The following is a 15,098-nucleotide window of genomic DNA, read 5'->3' on the forward strand; positions in this document are numbered from 1 at the left end:
GAGACTCCTCCCCCCGCCGGTACGCGCCTGGAACCCCCACAGTTCCGTTCGGCGCCCCTCAGCGGAGGTGGTCCCGCTCACCGCCCGAGGCTCGTGCGCCCGCCACGACCGGCGGGTGCACGTTCCAGGGAGGTCAGGCGATGCTGTCGGGCAGCAGGTTCAGCTGGCTGGTGTCCACCTCGGGCTGGCCCAGGTCGGGCATGCCGTCCACGCCCACCAGGTCGTTGCCCACGAAGTCACCGGAGGGGTCGAGCTCCGTCGTGCGGACGGCGTCGACGGCGAGGCCGGTGACGTCCGAGACCTCGGGAGCGGCGGCCATGGGCAGGGTGCCCTCGGGCACGGGCAGCAGGTCGGCCGAGGCGTCGGCGACGGTCTCGGGCAGCGAGGAGGTGCTCGCGGACATGGGCAGCGTCACGTCGTCGGACAGCACCAGGTCGGAGACCAGGTCGGCGGTGCCGCCGGTCAGGTCGGTGTTCTGGCCGTTGATGGGGCCGGTGGGGGTGTCAGCGGCGGCCAGGGGCAGGGTGTCCCCGGACGCGGGCAGGGTGGCGTCGAGGCCGTTCAGGTCGCCGCCGACCTCGTGCGTGCCCCGCTCGACCGACGAGCCCAGCTGGTTGATGCCGGTGCCGACCGTCTCCCTGGTGTCCTGGAGGGACAGGGACGACTCCGGGTGCGACAGCGGCAGCGTGCCGCCACCCGTGCCACCGAGCAGACCGCCCAGGATGTCCGAACCGCCCAGCCCGGAGGAACCGCCCAGCAGACCGGACAGCGGGTCACCCGACACCGGAGCCGAGGCCAGCGGCTCCGTGGAGGCGTGGCTCAGCGGCAGGGTGCTGCCGCCGGCGTCCAGGCCCACGCCTTCGAGCAGCTTGGTCCCGCCCAGCAGACCGGACAGCGGGTCGCCCGACACCGGGCTCGCGGTACCCGACAGGGGCAGCGTCTCGCTGACGGTGTTCAGGTCCAGCGGTCCGACGTTGGTGGCGTTCTCCTCTCCCGTCCGGATCGGGGTGTCGGTGGAGACGGCGTTCCCGGCGACCGGGCCGAGGGGCTGCTCCGGGGCGGACTGCCGCCGCACGTCGGGCTGGGCGGAGATCTGGCCGGGCTCGACCTTGACCAGCTCGCCCAGGGGCGTGGAGACGCCCTCCGTGAGCGGCGCCGGAACCTGGCTGCCCAGGTCGTTCAGCGCGAGCCCGTCCGTGGCGCCGCCGAGGGCGTCAGCCCCGGCGATCCCGGCGCCGAGGGCGACGAAACCCGCGGTGCTGGCGGCCACCAGCAGGGTCCTGGCAGAGGTGCGGGCGGTGTTGAACATGTCGTGTGTCCTTCCGGAGTGTGGTCTCTGGCTCTCGCGTGGACGGCGTTCGGGTGTGCTTCCCGCCGTCAGACGGCTCCGCTCCCCTGGCCGGGAGGAGGGTTCCGTTCGGGTCCGGGCTTTCCGGTGGGAGAGCCCGCCGCGCCTGGAGGGAGCGGTGCGGCTCTACCGGTCATCAGTCGTGGACCTGGCTGGCCACTGACTGACGTGAACCTCGCCGTCGGGGTGCGCGGCTCACGTCAACCCCCAGAGGAGTCCGGGTCCTCACCGAACGTGATCGTCCGCGGGCGTTCCGGGTCTGGGAAGGGGCGTGCCAGGAAGGGTCGCTGGGCGACCGGATGGAGGAAGGCCCCTAGTCGGGCGAGAAGGTCGGCTCGTCCGCGGACTCGGCGGGAACCGCGAGCAGGACGTGCCGGGCGGCCTGGAGCTGGCCGGGTGCCGGCGCCGGGGCGCCGGTGGTGGTCAGGTAGCCCGCGACGGCGGGGACGCCGCCGGGGGCGCCCTGGGCGGAACCCGAACTGGATCCGTTCAGCCCGGAGGGCGTGGCGACGGGGTCGGAGACCAGCCGTGCGGGGGCGTTCTCCGCGACCGGGTCGGCGTGGCGCTGAACGGCGCCCGCGGCGGCCCCGGCGACGGTCGGGACGAAGTGCGTGACGGCGTCGGCCGGTGCGGACGGCACCGCTGCCCCGCTCTCGGCACCGGTCCGCCCGTCCGTGTCGGCCGGGGCCCGGGACGGGTCCTCTGTCGGGGGTTTCCCGTCGGAGGCGTCGTCCTCGTCGAGGTACTCCTTGACGGGCTCGGTCACCCCGTGCACGGTGTCGCGGACCTGGCGGGCCACCTCAGGGGCCTCGGGCACGTTGCCGCGGGAGACCCCGGCGGGTCCGTCGAAGACCATCCGCGTGGTGTTCTCCCCGACCGCGGACACGGCGCCGACCAGCGGGTCGTTGATCCTGGCGGCCATCGGGACGGAGGCCCCGGCGTCCGCGGGCGCGGCGTCGGCCTGCCCGGAACCGTTCCGGCCCGAGCCGTTCGGCCCCGAACCGTCCTGGTCCGATCCTTCGTGACCGTGAGCGGCCCGCGCCGCCTCCGGCCGGTTCGCGACCGCCTGCGTCGCGGAAGCATGCACGGCTCCGGCGACGGACGCGGCCTGGTGGGTCAGGGGAGCGGTCTCCCCCTCCTCCTGCGCCCGCACGGGGTCGGAGGCCGTCAGCCACACGGCGACCAGGAGGCCGGAGACGAGGGCGGCGAGCAGCAGCGCCCGCCGCACCGGCGCGGGGATCACGGCGAAACGGGCGCCGGGGGCGCTCGTGAGACCGTGGACTCCAGACACCGGGGGTTCCTCTCCACCGTGGGGCGCGGACCGACACGCGGGGGCGGTCGGGGCCGGTGGCTCCGCACTGGGCGGCGCGTTCCAGCCGTGGGACGGGAGGTCACAAGGGCCTCCTCGCGTCCGCTGATCGCGACGTTAGCATGAATTAGATGACCGGAACCCCGAATCCACAGGAATTCCCGCCCATCCGGAACCGGTCCCTGAACAGCAAGATGTGGCAAACCGGGGAAAAACCAACGACAATTCAACTATTACGCCCGAGGGAAACGCGCATTGCCACAACGCCGACCGGCTCTGCGGAGGTTGACAGACACATGACTGAGATCCCCCAGAGCTCCTCCCTGTCCCCCGACAGCGTGGACGAACTGCTGAACGAGGTGCACTCACTGGACTCGCGCATGTCCGCGCACGGCCGGGTGCAGTCGCTGCTCCAGGCCGTCCTGGCCATCGGCGGTGACCTCGACCTGGCGACCGTGCTGCGCAGACTGACCGAGGCGGCGGCGCAGCTGACCGGCGCCCGGTACGCGGGCCTGGGCGTGATGGACGAGGACGGGGGCTTCAGCGAGTTCATCCCCGTGGGCATGAGCGAGGAGCAGGCCCGACGCATCAGCGGCTTCCCCCACGGCAAGGGCGTCCTGGGCGTGCCCCTGAACGAGCGCGCGTCACTGCGTCTGGCCGACCTGCGCGAGCACCCCGACTTCGAGGGCTTCCCCGAGGGCCACCCGCACATGGGCAGCTTCCTCGGCGTCCCCATCCAGGTGCGCGACGAGGTCTTCGGCAACCTCTACCTCACCGAGAAGGCCAGGGGCGCGGAGTTCGACGAGGACGACGAGGCGGTGGTGGCCGCGCTGGCCACCGCCGCCGGTGTGGCCATCGAGAACGCGCGCCTGTACGAGGAGGCGCGGCTGCGCGAGCGGTGGCTGGCCGCGTCCACCGAGGTCACCACCCGCCTGTTGTCGGGCGCCGACACCTCCGAGGTGCTCGCCCACATGGCCGCGCAGGCCCGGGAGATCGGCGGCGCGGACACGGCCGTGATCATGCTCCCCGACTCCCGCGCCCGGGGACACCTGTTCGCGGAGATCGCGGACGGGCCCATCGCCCAGGAGATCCTGGGGACGCCGGTGGAGATCCACGACTCCGCGTGCGGGTGGGTGTACGAGTCGGGAGAGGCCCTGAGCATCCCCGACCTGAGCCGGGCGAACTGCCCCATGCTCGCCCACCGCGGCTACGATTCGGGCCTGGTGGTACCCCTGGGCACCCCGGGGAACACGCGCGGGGTGCTGCTCCTGGGCAAGCTGTCCGACCGTGCCCCGTTCACCGCGGCGGTACGCCGCATGCTGCACGGGTTCTCGGTGCAGGCCGCGGTGGCCCTCGAACTGGCCGAGGCGCGGCGCGACACCGAGCGCCTGGCGGTGCTGGAGGAACGCGACCGGATCGCCAAGGACCTGCACGACGTGGTGATCCAGCGCCTGTTCGCCTCGGCGATGACGCTGATGAGCACGATGCGGCTGATCACCTCGCCCGAGGCCGAGGAGCGGGTGCAGCGGACCATCGACGAGCTCGACGGCACCATCCGCGAGATCCGCTCGACGATCTTCGCGCTCCAGAACCCGCCGAGCCGCAGGGACACGTCGCTGCGCGGACGCATCCTGAGACTGGCCGAGAACACCGCGCACAGCCTGGGGTGCCATCCCGGGGTGAGCCTGGACGGGCCGATCGACGCGTCCGTGCCCGACGACATCGGCGAGCAGCTGCTCGCGGTGCTCGGCGAGGGGCTGACCAACGTGGCGCGGCACGCGCGCGCGACGGAGGTGCACGTGTCGGTGGCGGTGGAGGAGACCACGGTCACCGGGCGTCCGACCACCCTGGCCCTGACGGTGACCGACAACGGCGTGGGCCTGCCCGAGCAGGGGCGGCGCAGCGGTCTGCGCAACCTGGAGCAGCGGGCCCAGGCGCTGGGCGGCGGTTTCACCGCGCGCGGGAGCGAGGGCGGGGGCACGGTGCTGGTGTGGCGGGTGCCCCTGCGCGACGACGCCGTGCCGCCTCCGGACAGCTTCTGAGAGAACCGGGAAAGCGGTCCCGGAGGCCTCTCCGGGGCTCGGGAAGCCTCCGCGCGGCCCGGGGTCCTCTGGACAGCCTCGGGTCTCTCACGCGTCCGCTGGGGCCCGTGGGACTGCTGGAGCCGTCGAGGCCCGAGGGACCGCCGTGACCGACCCGGCTGCCCGATCCGCTGAGGCGGGCCGGGCGGCCGGGGTCAGTAGCGGCGGCCGCGCAGTTCGGCGACGAGCACAGCGGCCTGCGTGCGGCGCTTGAGGTCCAGCTTGGACAGCAGTGCGGACACGTAGTTCTTGACGGTCTTCTCCGCCAGGTACAGGCGCTCGCCGATCTGCCGGTTGGTCATCCCCTCGCCGATGAGGTCGAGGATCTGCCGCTCCTGCGGGGTCAGCTCGGCCAGCGGGTCCGGCTCGGCCTGGGCGCCGCGCAGCCGCTCCAGCATCGCGCCGGTGCTGCCCGAGTCCAGCAGCGAACCGCCCGAGGCCACCGTGCGCACCGCCCCGACCAGGTCGGCGCCGTGGATCTGCTTGAGCACGTACCCGGCCGCTCCGGCCATGACGGCGTCGTACAGGGCGTCCTCGTCGGCGAACGAGGTCAGCATCAGGCAGGCGATCTCGGGGTGGTCCGAGCGGATCTCCCGGCACACCTGCACGCCCGACCCGCCCGGCAGCCGCACGTCCAGGACCGCGACGTCGGGCAGCACCACGGGGATCCGCGACAACGCCTGTTCGGCCGTCCCGGCCTCGCCGACGACGGTCATGTCGTCCTCGGTCTCCAGCAGGGCGGCCACGCCCCGGCGGACCACCTCGTGGTCGTCCACCAGGAACACCCTGATCTGCTTGCGAACGCCCTCGGCTCCACCACCCGGCATCGGCCCATCCTCATCCCTGCGTCACCGCGATCAGACACCGCTCCGATGAAGACGGTAATACGTGCGGAGGCCCGCGCGCGGGCCCTTAGGCACCGAACTCCTCGGACGAAGGTCCCACAAACGGACAATTCTCCTCATCCGTGGAGCAAAGCGCCTGATAGCAGCGGGTGTGCACGTGGCTCCCACAAGCCACGAAACACATCAGAATTCACGGCCTCCGGTCCGCCCAGGGACGGGCGAGCTCGAACGCGCGGCAGGCCGCCAGCACCCGGGCGTCGGCGTGCCGGGGCCCGACCACCTGGAGGCCCACCGGCAGCCCCGCCGCCGTGAACCCGCACGGCACGCTCGCCGCGGGCTGCTGGGTCATGTTGAACGGGTAGCTGAACCCCGCCCACGAGGTCCACCGCTCCCCCGCCAGCCGCGGCGGCGACTCCAGTCCCGCCTCGAAGGCCGCGATCGGCATCGACGGGGTGAGCAGCAGGTCGTAGGCGCCGTGGAAGCTGCCCATTCGGGCGCCCATCTCCATCCGCAGCGCCATCGCGGTCAGGTAGTCCTGCGCCGAGTAGGTCAGCCCCTCCTCCACGATCTCCCGCAGGCCGGGGTCGAGCAGGTCCCGCTGGCGGTCCGTGAGCCGGTCCGTGGCCTTGGCCGCACCGGAGTACCACAGCACGTGGAACTCCTCCCGGGAGTCGGGCAAGTCGGGGTCGGCCTCCTCCACCCGGGCGCCCAGCGCCTCGAACACGGCCACCGCGTCGGCGACCGCCGCGGCCACCTCCGGGTCCACGTCCAGACCGCCCAGGGTGGGGCTGTAGGCGATCCGCATGTCCCGCACCAGCCGTTCGGCGTCGGTGCGCAGGCGCACGTCGCCGAGGCCGGGCGCGGGCGGCGCCAGCGCGGCCCAGTCGCGCGCGTCGGGCTGGGCCATGACCTCCAGCATCAGCGCCATGTCGCCCACCGTGCGGGCCAGCGGCCCGGTGTGCGCGAGCGACCCGAAGGGGCTGGCCGGGTAGTGCGGCACCAGGCCCCACGTGGGTTTGATCCCGCAGACACCGGTGAAGCTGGCCGGGATGCGGATCGAGCCGCCCCCGTCGGTGCCGGTGGACAGCGGAGCCATCCCGGCCGCGACGGCCGCCGCGGACCCGCCGCTGGAGCCGCCCGGCGTGGTGGACAGGTCCCACGGGTTGCGGGTGACGCCGGTGAGCGGACCGTCGGTGACGCCCTTCCACGCCAGCTCGGGCGTGGTCGTCTTGCCGACGAACACCGCGCCGCTCTCCCGCAGCCGGGCCACCACCGGGGAGTCCTCCTCCCACGGGCCCTCCTGGGAACTGGTGACCGACCCCTTCAGGGTGGGCCACCCCCGGGTGAGGTGGATGTCCTTGACCGAGACCGGCACCCCGTCCAGGGCCCCGGAGGGCTCGCCGCGCCGCCACCGCTCGGCGGAGGCGCGGGCGGCCTCGCGGGCCTCGTCCGGGCGCACCAGGCAGAACGCGTTGAGCGCCGGGTTGTCCCGCTCGATGCGCTCCAGGACGGAGTCGACGGCCTCCACCGGGGACAGCTCCCCTGCCGCGTAGGCCGCGAGCAGCCGCTCGGCGGACAGGTCGGCCGGTACGGAGGGCCCGCCGGAGCGCGCCTGCGGAACCGCGGTCGCCCCCGGGGCGCCCCCGGCCGTGCCGACGTCCGCGCTCGCGTCCTCGGTCCCGGCCCGGTCGGAACGGATCGTCACTTCAGCCTCCCATGTCACGCCATCAGGGGTCAGCCGGGCACGTAGCCGCGGCTCTTGTCGACCACGTTGAGCAGTTCCCGCCCGTCCAGGTAACGGGCGAGGTTGTCGAGGAACAGGTCCATGAGGTCACCGCGCCAACCGACGACGTCGCCGGACATGTGCGGCGAGACCACCGACCCGGGCAGCCCCCACAGCGGGGAGACCGCCTTGAGGGGCTCGTCCTCGAACACGTCCAGTGCGGCGCCCGCGATGAGGCGGTGCTCCAGGGCCGCGGCCAGGTCGGCCTCGACCACGATGGGTCCGCGCGCCACGTTGACCAGCCGCGCGGTGGGTTTCATCAGCCCCAGGAAGCGGCGGTCGACCAGCCCCCGGGTGGCGTCGGTGAGCGGGGCGGCGATCACCACGTAGTCAGCCTCGGGGAGCTCTCCGGCCAGGGTCGGGGCGCCGTCGGCGCCGCGTTCGGCCAGGCTGGACTCGACCACGGTGCCGAAGTCGGGATCGCCGCCGCGCGCGCGGCTGCCGGAGGCGCGCACGCGCATGCCCACGGCCGTCAGCTTGCGGGCGATGTGGCGGCCGATCGGCCCGGTCCCGACCACGAGGACCCGCCTGCCGGACACGCGCTCGGTCTCCCGGTGCTCCCAGCGGCGTTCGCGCTGGTGCTCCCAGGTCTGCTGGAAGCCCTTGGCGAAGGCGACGACCTGGCCGAGCACGTACTCGGCGATGGGCTCGTCGAAGACCCCGCGCGAGTTGGTGACCACGGCGGGGCTCTCCACCAGGCCGGGGAACATGAGGTTGTCCACCCCGGCGGTGGCGGCGTGCACCCAGGCCAGGGAGTCGGCCTTGGGCCAGGCGGAGGCCAGCGCCTCGGTGAACAGGTCCCACACCAGCAGCGCGTGCGCCCCGGGCAGCCTGGCGGGGAGTTCGTCGGCGGTGGCGTAGACGACCTCGCCGAGTCGGGGATGGTCGTCCATCCGCTCGCGGCCGGGCGGGAGGTCGTCGCCGTGGAGGACGAGGAGTCTCGGGCGGTCGGGCGGGGTGAGGCTGTTCACGGGCGTGCACTCTCCGGTTGGCGACGGTGGTTCAGAGAGGTCGTCGGGGACGGATCGCCCTGCACGGGAAACGCTAGGGAGCCGACATAGGATTGTCAACAATCCACAAACCGGCTGTCTCCCCCGAAACCCGTACCTCTCACACCACCTCTGACCTGCCCGGGATACCCACTCACATCGGGGTTATTGCCGCATCCGGGTTGTGGACCCTAGGATTGTCAACAATCAACAGCCCCGACGCCGGGGGTGTTCCCGCAGGTCCCGCTACCCGACGTCGAAGGGACTACCCATTGCCCCGGTACATGACCATCACCCTGCCCAGGCGCGGGGTCTCCTGCGTCGCCGAACTCCTGGACGAGGACGCGCCCCGCACCTGTGAGGCGGTCTGGAGCGCCCTGCCGCAGGGCGACGCGGTCCAGCACGCCAAGTACGCGCGCAACGAGGTCTACACGATGGTGCCGCGGTTCGCCGAGGCCGAGCCCGGCCAGGAGAACCCCACCGTCACCCCGATCCCCGGCGACGTCGTCTACTTCTCCTTCGACGGGGGCATGCTCGACCGCGCCTTCAAGGAGGACAAGGGGATCGGCCGCCTGCCCGGCGTCATCGACCTCGCCCTCTTCTACGGGCGCAACAACCTGCTCCTCAACGGCGACGTCGGCTGGGTCCCCGGCAACGTGTTCGCCACCGTCGTCGAGAACCTGCCCGCCATGGCCGAGGCCTGCGACGACGTCTGGCGCTCGGGCAGCGTCGGCGAGCGCCTGGTGTACGAGCGCCTGGAGCGCTGACCGGCTCGCGGGCCCCCGCGTCCGCGTCCACGGGCGGCCCTCGGGCCCCGGCGCGGAGCGACCGCGTCCCCGCGTCCCCGCGGGGGCGGCAACGACAACACATACCCGGGAGGTGAGTGACCGATGCGGACCGACGGAGAGCACACGAACGGCACCGACGCGCAGCGGCAGGTCGTCGAACTGGCCGCGAGCACGCGGACGCCGTGGCAGGCGGGAGTCGGCGTCATCGCGCCCTACGACTTCGCGCTCGACCGCGAACTCTGGCGCTGGACGCCCGACGACGTCTCGCTGCACGTCACGCGGTTGCCGTACGTACACGTACCGGTGACGGTCGACCAGGCCGCCGCCCTGTGCCGGGAGGAGCACGTGGACCCGGCGGTCCGCGCGCTGCTCGCCCCCGAGCCCCTGGCCATCGGGTACGCGTGCGCCTCGGGCAGCTTCGTGCACGGCGCCCGGGGTGAGCGGCGCCTGCACCAGGCCATGGTGGACGCCGGGGCGCCCGCCGCCGTCACCACGTCCGGGGCACTGGTCCAGGCCCTGGACGCGCTCGGCGCCGACCGGATCGCCGTCGTCACGCCCTACGTGGACAGCGTGACCGACCGGCTCCTGGCCTACCTCGCCGAGCACCGCGTCGCCGTGACCTCCAGCGTGGGGCTGGGCCTGCTCAGCCACATCTGGCGGGTGACCTACGCCGAGGTGTCCGAGGCGGTGCACTCGGTGGACCGCCCCGACGCCCAGGCCGTGTTCATCAGCTGCACCAACGTGCTCACCTACGACATCATCGCGCCCCTGGAACGCGAGCTGGGCAAACCGGTGATCGCGGCCAACCAGGTGACCATGTGGGCCGTGATGAGGGCCGCGGGCCGCCAGGCCGTGGCCCACGGACAGAGCCTGATCGACGTCGCCGCACCGAGTGCCGCGTGACGTGCGGAACGTGACGCAAAGGAGAGCCACATGACCCGCGTCGGATTCCTCTACCCCGGCTTCAGCGCCGAGGACGACTACAAGGCCTTCGAGGGCCTGCTCGGAGGGGGCGTCGAGCTCCCCGTGGTGCACACGCTCATGCGCGAGGACGCCCACCGGGTGGACGCCCTGCTCGACGTCGGCGGCGAGGACGTACTCGCCAAGGGCGCCCAGGAACTGGCCATGATGGAGGTGGAGGCCGCGGTGTGGGCCTGCACCAGCGGCAGCTTCGTGTTCGGTTGGGAGGGCGCCCGCAGACAGGTCGAGGGAGTGCGCCAGCACGCGGGGGCGCCGTCGTCGAGCACCTCGTTCGCCTTCGTGCACGCGCTGAGCCAGCTGCGCGTCTCACGGGTGGCGATCGCCGCCACCTACCCCGACGACGTCGCCCAGCGGTTCGTGGAGTTCCTCACCGAGGCGGGGGTGACCGTGCTCTCGCTGGCCAGCCACGGCATCGCCACCGCCGCCGAGGTCGGCGACCTGGACCCGGACGACGTCCTGGACTTCGTCATCTCCAACGACCACCAGCGCGCCGAGGCCGTCCTGGTGCCGGACACCGCCCTGCACAGCGCCCACCTCATCGACCCCCTGGAGGCGCTGCTGGGCAAGACCGTGCTCACCGCCAACCAGGTGAGCGTGTGGGAGGGCCTGCGCCTGGCGGGGGCGACCGCGGGGCGGAGCTCCGGACCGGGCACGCTGTTCCGTTCGGGTTCGGCCGCGGTCAACAGCGTCCTGGCGCACCGTTAACCTCGACGACGCGCCCGCTTCGCGTCCCGTCCCCGATCCGAGAGGAGGGCGGCCATGCCCGTCCCAGGCCAGCTCAGACCCGTGCCCCGCCGGTCCACCGCCGAGCTGATCGCCGACCAGCTGCGGTCCGCGATCATGTACGGCTCACTCGCGCCGGGGGACCAGCTCGGCGAGTCCGAGCTGGCCGGTCAGCTCGGGGTGAGCCGCGGCCCCCTGCGCGAGGCGATGCAGCGCCTGGTGCAGGAGGGGTTGCTGCGCAGCGAACGGCACAGGGGCCTGTTCGTGCGCGAGCTCTCCCCGGCGGACGTGCGCGACGTCTACGTGGCCCGGCTCGCCGTCGAGCGGACCGCGTGCGAGCTCATCATGCGCGGCAACCGGGGCGAGGCGGTCGCCCGCCTCACCCCGGCCGTGGAGCGGCTCGCCGCCGCGGCGGCGGGCCGCGACCGCAACGCCATGAGCGACGCCGACCAGGCCTTCCACCAGACCCTCGTCAGCTGCGCGGGCAACAGCCGCCTGGAGCGCATGGCGCAGACGCTGCTGGTGGAGACCCGGATGTGCCTCACGGTGATGCAGGACGTGTACCCGGAGCCGGAGGAGCTCCTGGACGAGCACCGCCGTCTCCTCGACGCGATCGTGGACGGGGCCGAGGAGGAGCTGCTGCGCCTGATCGAGGCGCACATGGTGGACACGGTCGAGCGCTTGACTTCCCCTCCCTCGTGAATGAGGGAGGTTCCGACTAGGCCTTGCGGCCTGGTGACGCTACACGCCTCGCGGCGCGAGCTGGTTCCTGCTTCACTGACATGGTTTCTCAGAGGTCTCCGCAGGCTGGCACGGTTCACCCCGCAGGGCTAGTCCATCCGCGCGACCCTTGGTTATCGGATCAACACGCATAGTAGCGCATCTCTTTCGCCTTCGGAGCGACTATCCCGTTCCGAAGGGCGGGGTATGCGCCGCTGGCAAACCTGGTCAACGGCGTCGCCCAAGCCTCAGAGCCGCGTTCCGACGGCTGACGCCGTGTGGCCCCGGTCGCGCCGGTCCGGTCACTCCCGCAGCTGGTACCTGGCCAGGATGCGCTCCCTGGCCTCCTCGAAGCTCATCTCACCGCGTGCGACCCGCTCCAGGTCCGCCCGCGCCTCCGGCGACGGTTCACCGCCCGCCGCCCTGATGGAGGCCAGAGCGGCGGCGGTGTCGCCGTCGTCGGGAATCCGTGTGCCCATGGAGCGAGCGTAGGCGGTGCCGCGCCCGCGCCACAGGCGAACCCCCGGATTACCCGGATATCCGGTCAGATTCCGCCGATGCCGACGTACTTGGTTTCGAGGAACTCCTCGATGCCGACCCGGCCGCCCTCGCGGCCCAGGCCGGAGTGCTTGACCCCGCCGAAGGGCGCGGCCGGGTTGGAGACCACGCCCTGGTTGAGGCCGACCATGCCGGTCTCCAGGTTCTCGCTGACCCGCAGCGCCCGGTTGAGGTCGCGGGTGTAGACGTAGCTGACCAGGCCGTACTCGGTGTCGTTGGCGGCCCGCAGCACCTCGTCCTCGGTTTCGAAGGGCAGCACCGGGGCCACCGGACCGAAGATCTCGGTGGTGGACAGCTCTGCCTCGAAGGGCACGTCGGCGAGCACGGTGGGCTGGTAGAAGTGGCCCGGACCGTCGCCGGGACCGCCGCCGACCAGCACGCGGGCGCCCTTGCCGACGGCGTCATCCACCAGGCCCTGCACCTTGTCGCGGGCCTTGTCGTCGATGAGCGGGCCCACGTCGACGCCCTCGTCCACACCGCGGCCCAGGCGCAGCGCGCCCATGCGGCGGCTGAGGCGCTCGGCGAACTCCTCGGCGACGCCCGCCTGGACGTAGATGCGGTTGGCGGCCGTGCAGGCCTCGCCGATGTTGCGCATCTTGGCGAGCATCGCGCCGTCCACGGCGGCGTCCATGTCGGCGTCGTCGAAGACCAGGAAGGGCGCGTTGCCGCCCAGCTCCATGGAGGTGCGCAGGACCTGCCCGGCGCTCTGTTCGAGGAGTTTGCGGCCCACCGCGGTGGAGCCGGTGAAGGAGACCTTGCGGATGCGCCCGTCGCTGAGCAGGGGCTCGGTGACCGAGCCCGGGTCCGTGGTGGGGATGACGCTGAGGACGCCCTCGGGGAGCCCGGCCTCGGAGAGGACGCCCGCGAGGGCGAGGGCGGACAGGGGTGTCTGGTGGGCGGGCTTGAGGATCATGGTGCACCCCGCGGCGATGGCGGGGCCGATCTTGCGGGTGCCCATCGCCATGGGGAAGTTCCAGGGGGTGATGAGCATGCAGGGGCCGACCGCCTGGCGCATGACCAGGAAGCGGGACTTGCCGTCGGGAGAGGTGGAGAACCTCCCCTCGATGCGCACGGCCTCCTCGGAGAACCAGCGCAGGAACTCGGCGGCGTAGGCGATCTCCCCCTTCGCCTCGGCGAGGGGCTTGCCCATCTCCAGGGTCATCAGGACCGCCAGGTCCTCCCGGCGCTCCATCAGCAGCTCGTAGCCCCGGTACAGGATCTCGCCGCGGTCCCTGGGCGCCGTGCGCATCCAGTCGGCCTGCGCCCGGTGCGCCGCGTCCAGGGCGTCGAGCGCGTCCTCCTTCCCCGCGTCCGCGACCTCGCAGAGCACCTCGCGGGTGGAGGGGTCCTCCACCTCGAAGGAGCCCCCGGAGGCGGCGTCGCGCCACGTCCCGCCGATGAACAGCCTCTTGTCCACCTGCGCGACGACCCGTGCTTCCTGATCCGACATGTTCGCTACTCCCCGGTCGAGAATCGGCCTGTGGTCAGAACTGCCCAACGTGCGTCCACTGGACACCGTCGCCGCACGGATGTTTCCATAGCAGCGTCGATTGTCAACAATCCTACGGAACACGCGACACGGAATCGAGGCCACGCATGGCGGAGCTCTCCCCGATCCTCAAGCAGGCGACACCGGTCGTCGCCGCCCGAGGCGAGGGCGCCTACATCTACGACGAGGACGACCGCCGCTATCTCGACTTCACCGCCGGCATCGGCGTCACCAGCACCGGCCACTGCCACCCCCGTGTCGTGGCCGCCGCGCAGGAGCAGGTGGGGACCCTGGTCCACGGTCAGTACACCACCGTGATGCACCGACCGCTGCTGCGGCTCACCGAGCGGCTGGGCGAGGTGCTGCCCGCGGGGCTCGACCGGCTGTTCTACGTGAACTCGGGCAGCGAGGCCGTCGAGGCCGCCCTGCGGCTGGCCCGGCAGGCGACCGGCCGGCAGAACGTCATCGTGTTCCAGGGGTCCTTCCACGGACGCACCATGGGCGCCGCGTCGCTGACCACGTCCGGGGTCAAGATCCGCGCGGGCATCGGCCCGCTGATGCCCGGCGTGGTGGTCTCGCCGTTCCCGTACGCCTACCGGCTGGGCGTGTCCGAGGCCGACGCGGTCGCGTACGCGCTGCGCGAGTTGGACTACCTCTTCTCCACGGTGACCTCGCCCAGGGACACGGCCGCCGTGTTCATCGAGCCGGTGCTGGGCGAGGGCGGGTACGTGCCGGTGCCCGCGGCCTTCCTCCAGGGGCTGCGCGAGCGCGCCGACCGGCACGGGTTCCTACTGGTCGCGGACGAGGTGCAGACCGGCTTCGGGCGCACGGGCACGTTCTGGGGCCACGAGCCCTCGGGCATCCGGCCGGACGTGGTCATCACCGCCAAGGGACTGGCCAGCGGCTTCCCGCTGTCGGCGATCGCCGCCCCCGCCGCGATCATGGAGAAGGCCTGGCCGGGCTCCCAGGGCGGGACCTACGGCGGCAACGCGGTGTCCTGCGCCGCCGCCCTGGCCACCCTGGACGTGATCCAGGAGGAGGGCCTGGTGGAGAACTCCACGCGCATGGGCGAGCGGCTGCGTCTGGGCCTGGAGAAGGTGGCGGAGGCCAACGCGGTCATCGGCGACGTGCGCGGCCGGGGACTGATGCTCGGCAACGAGTTCACCGCCGCCGACGGGACGCCGGACGGCGCCACCGCGCTGCGCGCCCAGCAAGCCGCGGCCAGGCACGGGCTCCTGCTGCTCACCTGCGCCCCCGAGGGGAACGTGGTGCGGATGATCCCGCCGCTCATCGTCGACGGCGACCAGGTCGACAGCGCGGTGTCGCTGTGGGCGGCCGCCGTGGAGGAGGCCGTCGCGGGCTGAGGCGCGATTCGTGACCACCGCCCCGGTACGGATTCCGTGCCGGGACGGTAACGTGCGGTGCGGACCCTCCCGAGAAACCGCGCGTCCGAAACGCGTGTCCGAAACGGAAGGGGCCGAGCG

General features: G+C 72.6%; 13 protein-coding genes. 6 read left to right on the forward strand and 7 right to left on the reverse strand.

Annotated features, from left to right (window positions below; genetic code table 11):
- Positions 1–133: 133 nt before the first annotated feature.
- Entirely contained in the window at positions 134–1,309 is a 1,176-nt protein-coding gene (locus ACSIH6_RS06455) for a hypothetical protein (protein WP_435107304.1), read from the reverse strand.
- 352 nt (positions 1,310–1,661) lie between these two features.
- A complete protein-coding gene (locus ACSIH6_RS06460; protein ID WP_435107305.1) occupies positions 1,662–2,639 on the reverse strand; it encodes a hypothetical protein in 978 nt (325 codons plus the stop codon).
- A 314-nt stretch (positions 2,640–2,953) separates the two neighbouring features.
- Here ACSIH6_RS06460 and ACSIH6_RS06465 point away from each other — a divergent pair, with 314 nt between their 5' ends.
- Entirely contained in the window at positions 2,954–4,699 is a 1,746-nt protein-coding gene (locus ACSIH6_RS06465; protein ID WP_435107306.1) for a GAF domain-containing sensor histidine kinase, read from the forward strand.
- Positions 4,700–4,893: 194 nt separating this feature from the next.
- Here the strand turns inward: ACSIH6_RS06465 and ACSIH6_RS06470 are convergent, their stop codons facing one another.
- From ACSIH6_RS06470 to ACSIH6_RS06480, 3 genes are all read right to left on the reverse strand, one after another.
- Positions 4,894–5,565 (reverse strand): response regulator, encoded by a 672-nt coding sequence (locus tag ACSIH6_RS06470; RefSeq protein WP_017562800.1) that lies wholly within the window; start codon positions 5,563–5,565, stop codon positions 4,894–4,896.
- A 208-nt stretch (positions 5,566–5,773) separates the two neighbouring features.
- Positions 5,774–7,288: an amidase gene (locus ACSIH6_RS06475; RefSeq protein WP_435107307.1), complete on the reverse strand. Its 1,515-nt coding sequence runs from the start codon at positions 7,286–7,288 to the stop codon at positions 5,774–5,776.
- A 29-nt stretch (positions 7,289–7,317) separates the two neighbouring features.
- A complete protein-coding gene (locus tag ACSIH6_RS06480) occupies positions 7,318–8,337 on the reverse strand; it encodes a D-2-hydroxyacid dehydrogenase (protein WP_435107308.1) in 1,020 nt (339 codons plus the stop codon).
- A gap of 302 nt (positions 8,338–8,639) precedes the next feature.
- Here ACSIH6_RS06480 and ACSIH6_RS06485 point away from each other — a divergent pair, with 302 nt between their 5' ends.
- From ACSIH6_RS06485 to ACSIH6_RS06500, 4 genes are all read left to right on the forward strand, one after another.
- Positions 8,640–9,122 (forward strand): DUF3830 family protein, encoded by a 483-nt coding sequence (locus tag ACSIH6_RS06485; RefSeq protein WP_435107309.1) that lies wholly within the window; start codon positions 8,640–8,642, stop codon positions 9,120–9,122.
- A 123-nt stretch (positions 9,123–9,245) separates the two neighbouring features.
- A complete protein-coding gene (locus tag ACSIH6_RS06490) occupies positions 9,246–10,046 on the forward strand; it encodes a maleate cis-trans isomerase family protein (protein WP_061083454.1) in 801 nt (266 codons plus the stop codon).
- A 30-nt stretch (positions 10,047–10,076) separates the two neighbouring features.
- Positions 10,077–10,829, forward strand: a complete 753-nt coding sequence (locus ACSIH6_RS06495; protein WP_435107310.1) for a maleate cis-trans isomerase family protein — start codon at positions 10,077–10,079, stop codon at positions 10,827–10,829.
- Between the two features lie 54 nt (positions 10,830–10,883).
- Positions 10,884–11,549: a GntR family transcriptional regulator gene (locus ACSIH6_RS06500; RefSeq protein ID WP_435107311.1), complete on the forward strand. Its 666-nt coding sequence runs from the start codon at positions 10,884–10,886 to the stop codon at positions 11,547–11,549.
- Between the two features lie 320 nt (positions 11,550–11,869).
- Here the strand turns inward: ACSIH6_RS06500 and ACSIH6_RS06505 are convergent, their stop codons facing one another.
- On the reverse strand, positions 11,870–12,046 hold the full coding sequence (locus tag ACSIH6_RS06505) for an antitoxin VbhA family protein (protein ID WP_435107312.1): 177 nt from the start codon (positions 12,044–12,046) through the stop codon (positions 11,870–11,872).
- Between the two features lie 65 nt (positions 12,047–12,111).
- A complete protein-coding gene (locus ACSIH6_RS06510; RefSeq protein ID WP_435107313.1) occupies positions 12,112–13,575 on the reverse strand; it encodes an NAD-dependent succinate-semialdehyde dehydrogenase in 1,464 nt (487 codons plus the stop codon).
- 146 nt (positions 13,576–13,721) lie between these two features.
- On the opposite strand from ACSIH6_RS06510, the gene ACSIH6_RS06515 reads away from it, so the two are divergent.
- Positions 13,722–14,978, forward strand: a complete 1,257-nt coding sequence (locus ACSIH6_RS06515; RefSeq protein ID WP_435107314.1) for an aspartate aminotransferase family protein — start codon at positions 13,722–13,724, stop codon at positions 14,976–14,978.
- The last annotated feature ends 120 nt before the right edge of the window (positions 14,979–15,098 follow it).

The organism is Nocardiopsis synnemataformans, from assembly GCF_965343085.1.
Taxonomy (GTDB): Bacteria; Actinomycetota; Actinomycetes; order Streptosporangiales; family Streptosporangiaceae; genus Nocardiopsis; species Nocardiopsis alborubida.

Bases quoted from the DNA above. Each gene is read 5' to 3' on its own strand.
- ACSIH6_RS06465 (WP_435107306.1), top strand. From the start codon at position 2,954: ATGACTGAGATCCCCCAGAGCTCCTCCCTGTCCCCCGACAGCGTGGAC.
- ACSIH6_RS06505 (WP_435107312.1), bottom strand. From the start codon at position 12,046: ATGGGCACACGGATTCCCGACGACGGCGACACCGCCGCCGCTCTGGCC.
- ACSIH6_RS06510 (WP_435107313.1), bottom strand. From the start codon at position 13,575: ATGTCGGATCAGGAAGCACGGGTCGTCGCGCAGGTGGACAAGAGGCTG.
- ACSIH6_RS06485 (WP_435107309.1), top strand. From the start codon at position 8,640: ATGACCATCACCCTGCCCAGGCGCGGGGTCTCCTGCGTCGCCGAACTC.
- ACSIH6_RS06495 (WP_435107310.1), top strand. From the start codon at position 10,077: ATGACCCGCGTCGGATTCCTCTACCCCGGCTTCAGCGCCGAGGACGAC.
- ACSIH6_RS06490 (WP_061083454.1), top strand. From the start codon at position 9,246: ATGCGGACCGACGGAGAGCACACGAACGGCACCGACGCGCAGCGGCAG.
- ACSIH6_RS06470 (WP_017562800.1), bottom strand. From the start codon at position 5,565: ATGCCGGGTGGTGGAGCCGAGGGCGTTCGCAAGCAGATCAGGGTGTTC.
- ACSIH6_RS06515 (WP_435107314.1), top strand. From the start codon at position 13,722: ATGGCGGAGCTCTCCCCGATCCTCAAGCAGGCGACACCGGTCGTCGCC.
- ACSIH6_RS06500 (WP_435107311.1), top strand. From the start codon at position 10,884: ATGCCCGTCCCAGGCCAGCTCAGACCCGTGCCCCGCCGGTCCACCGCC.
- ACSIH6_RS06455 (WP_435107304.1), bottom strand. From the start codon at position 1,309: ATGTTCAACACCGCCCGCACCTCTGCCAGGACCCTGCTGGTGGCCGCC.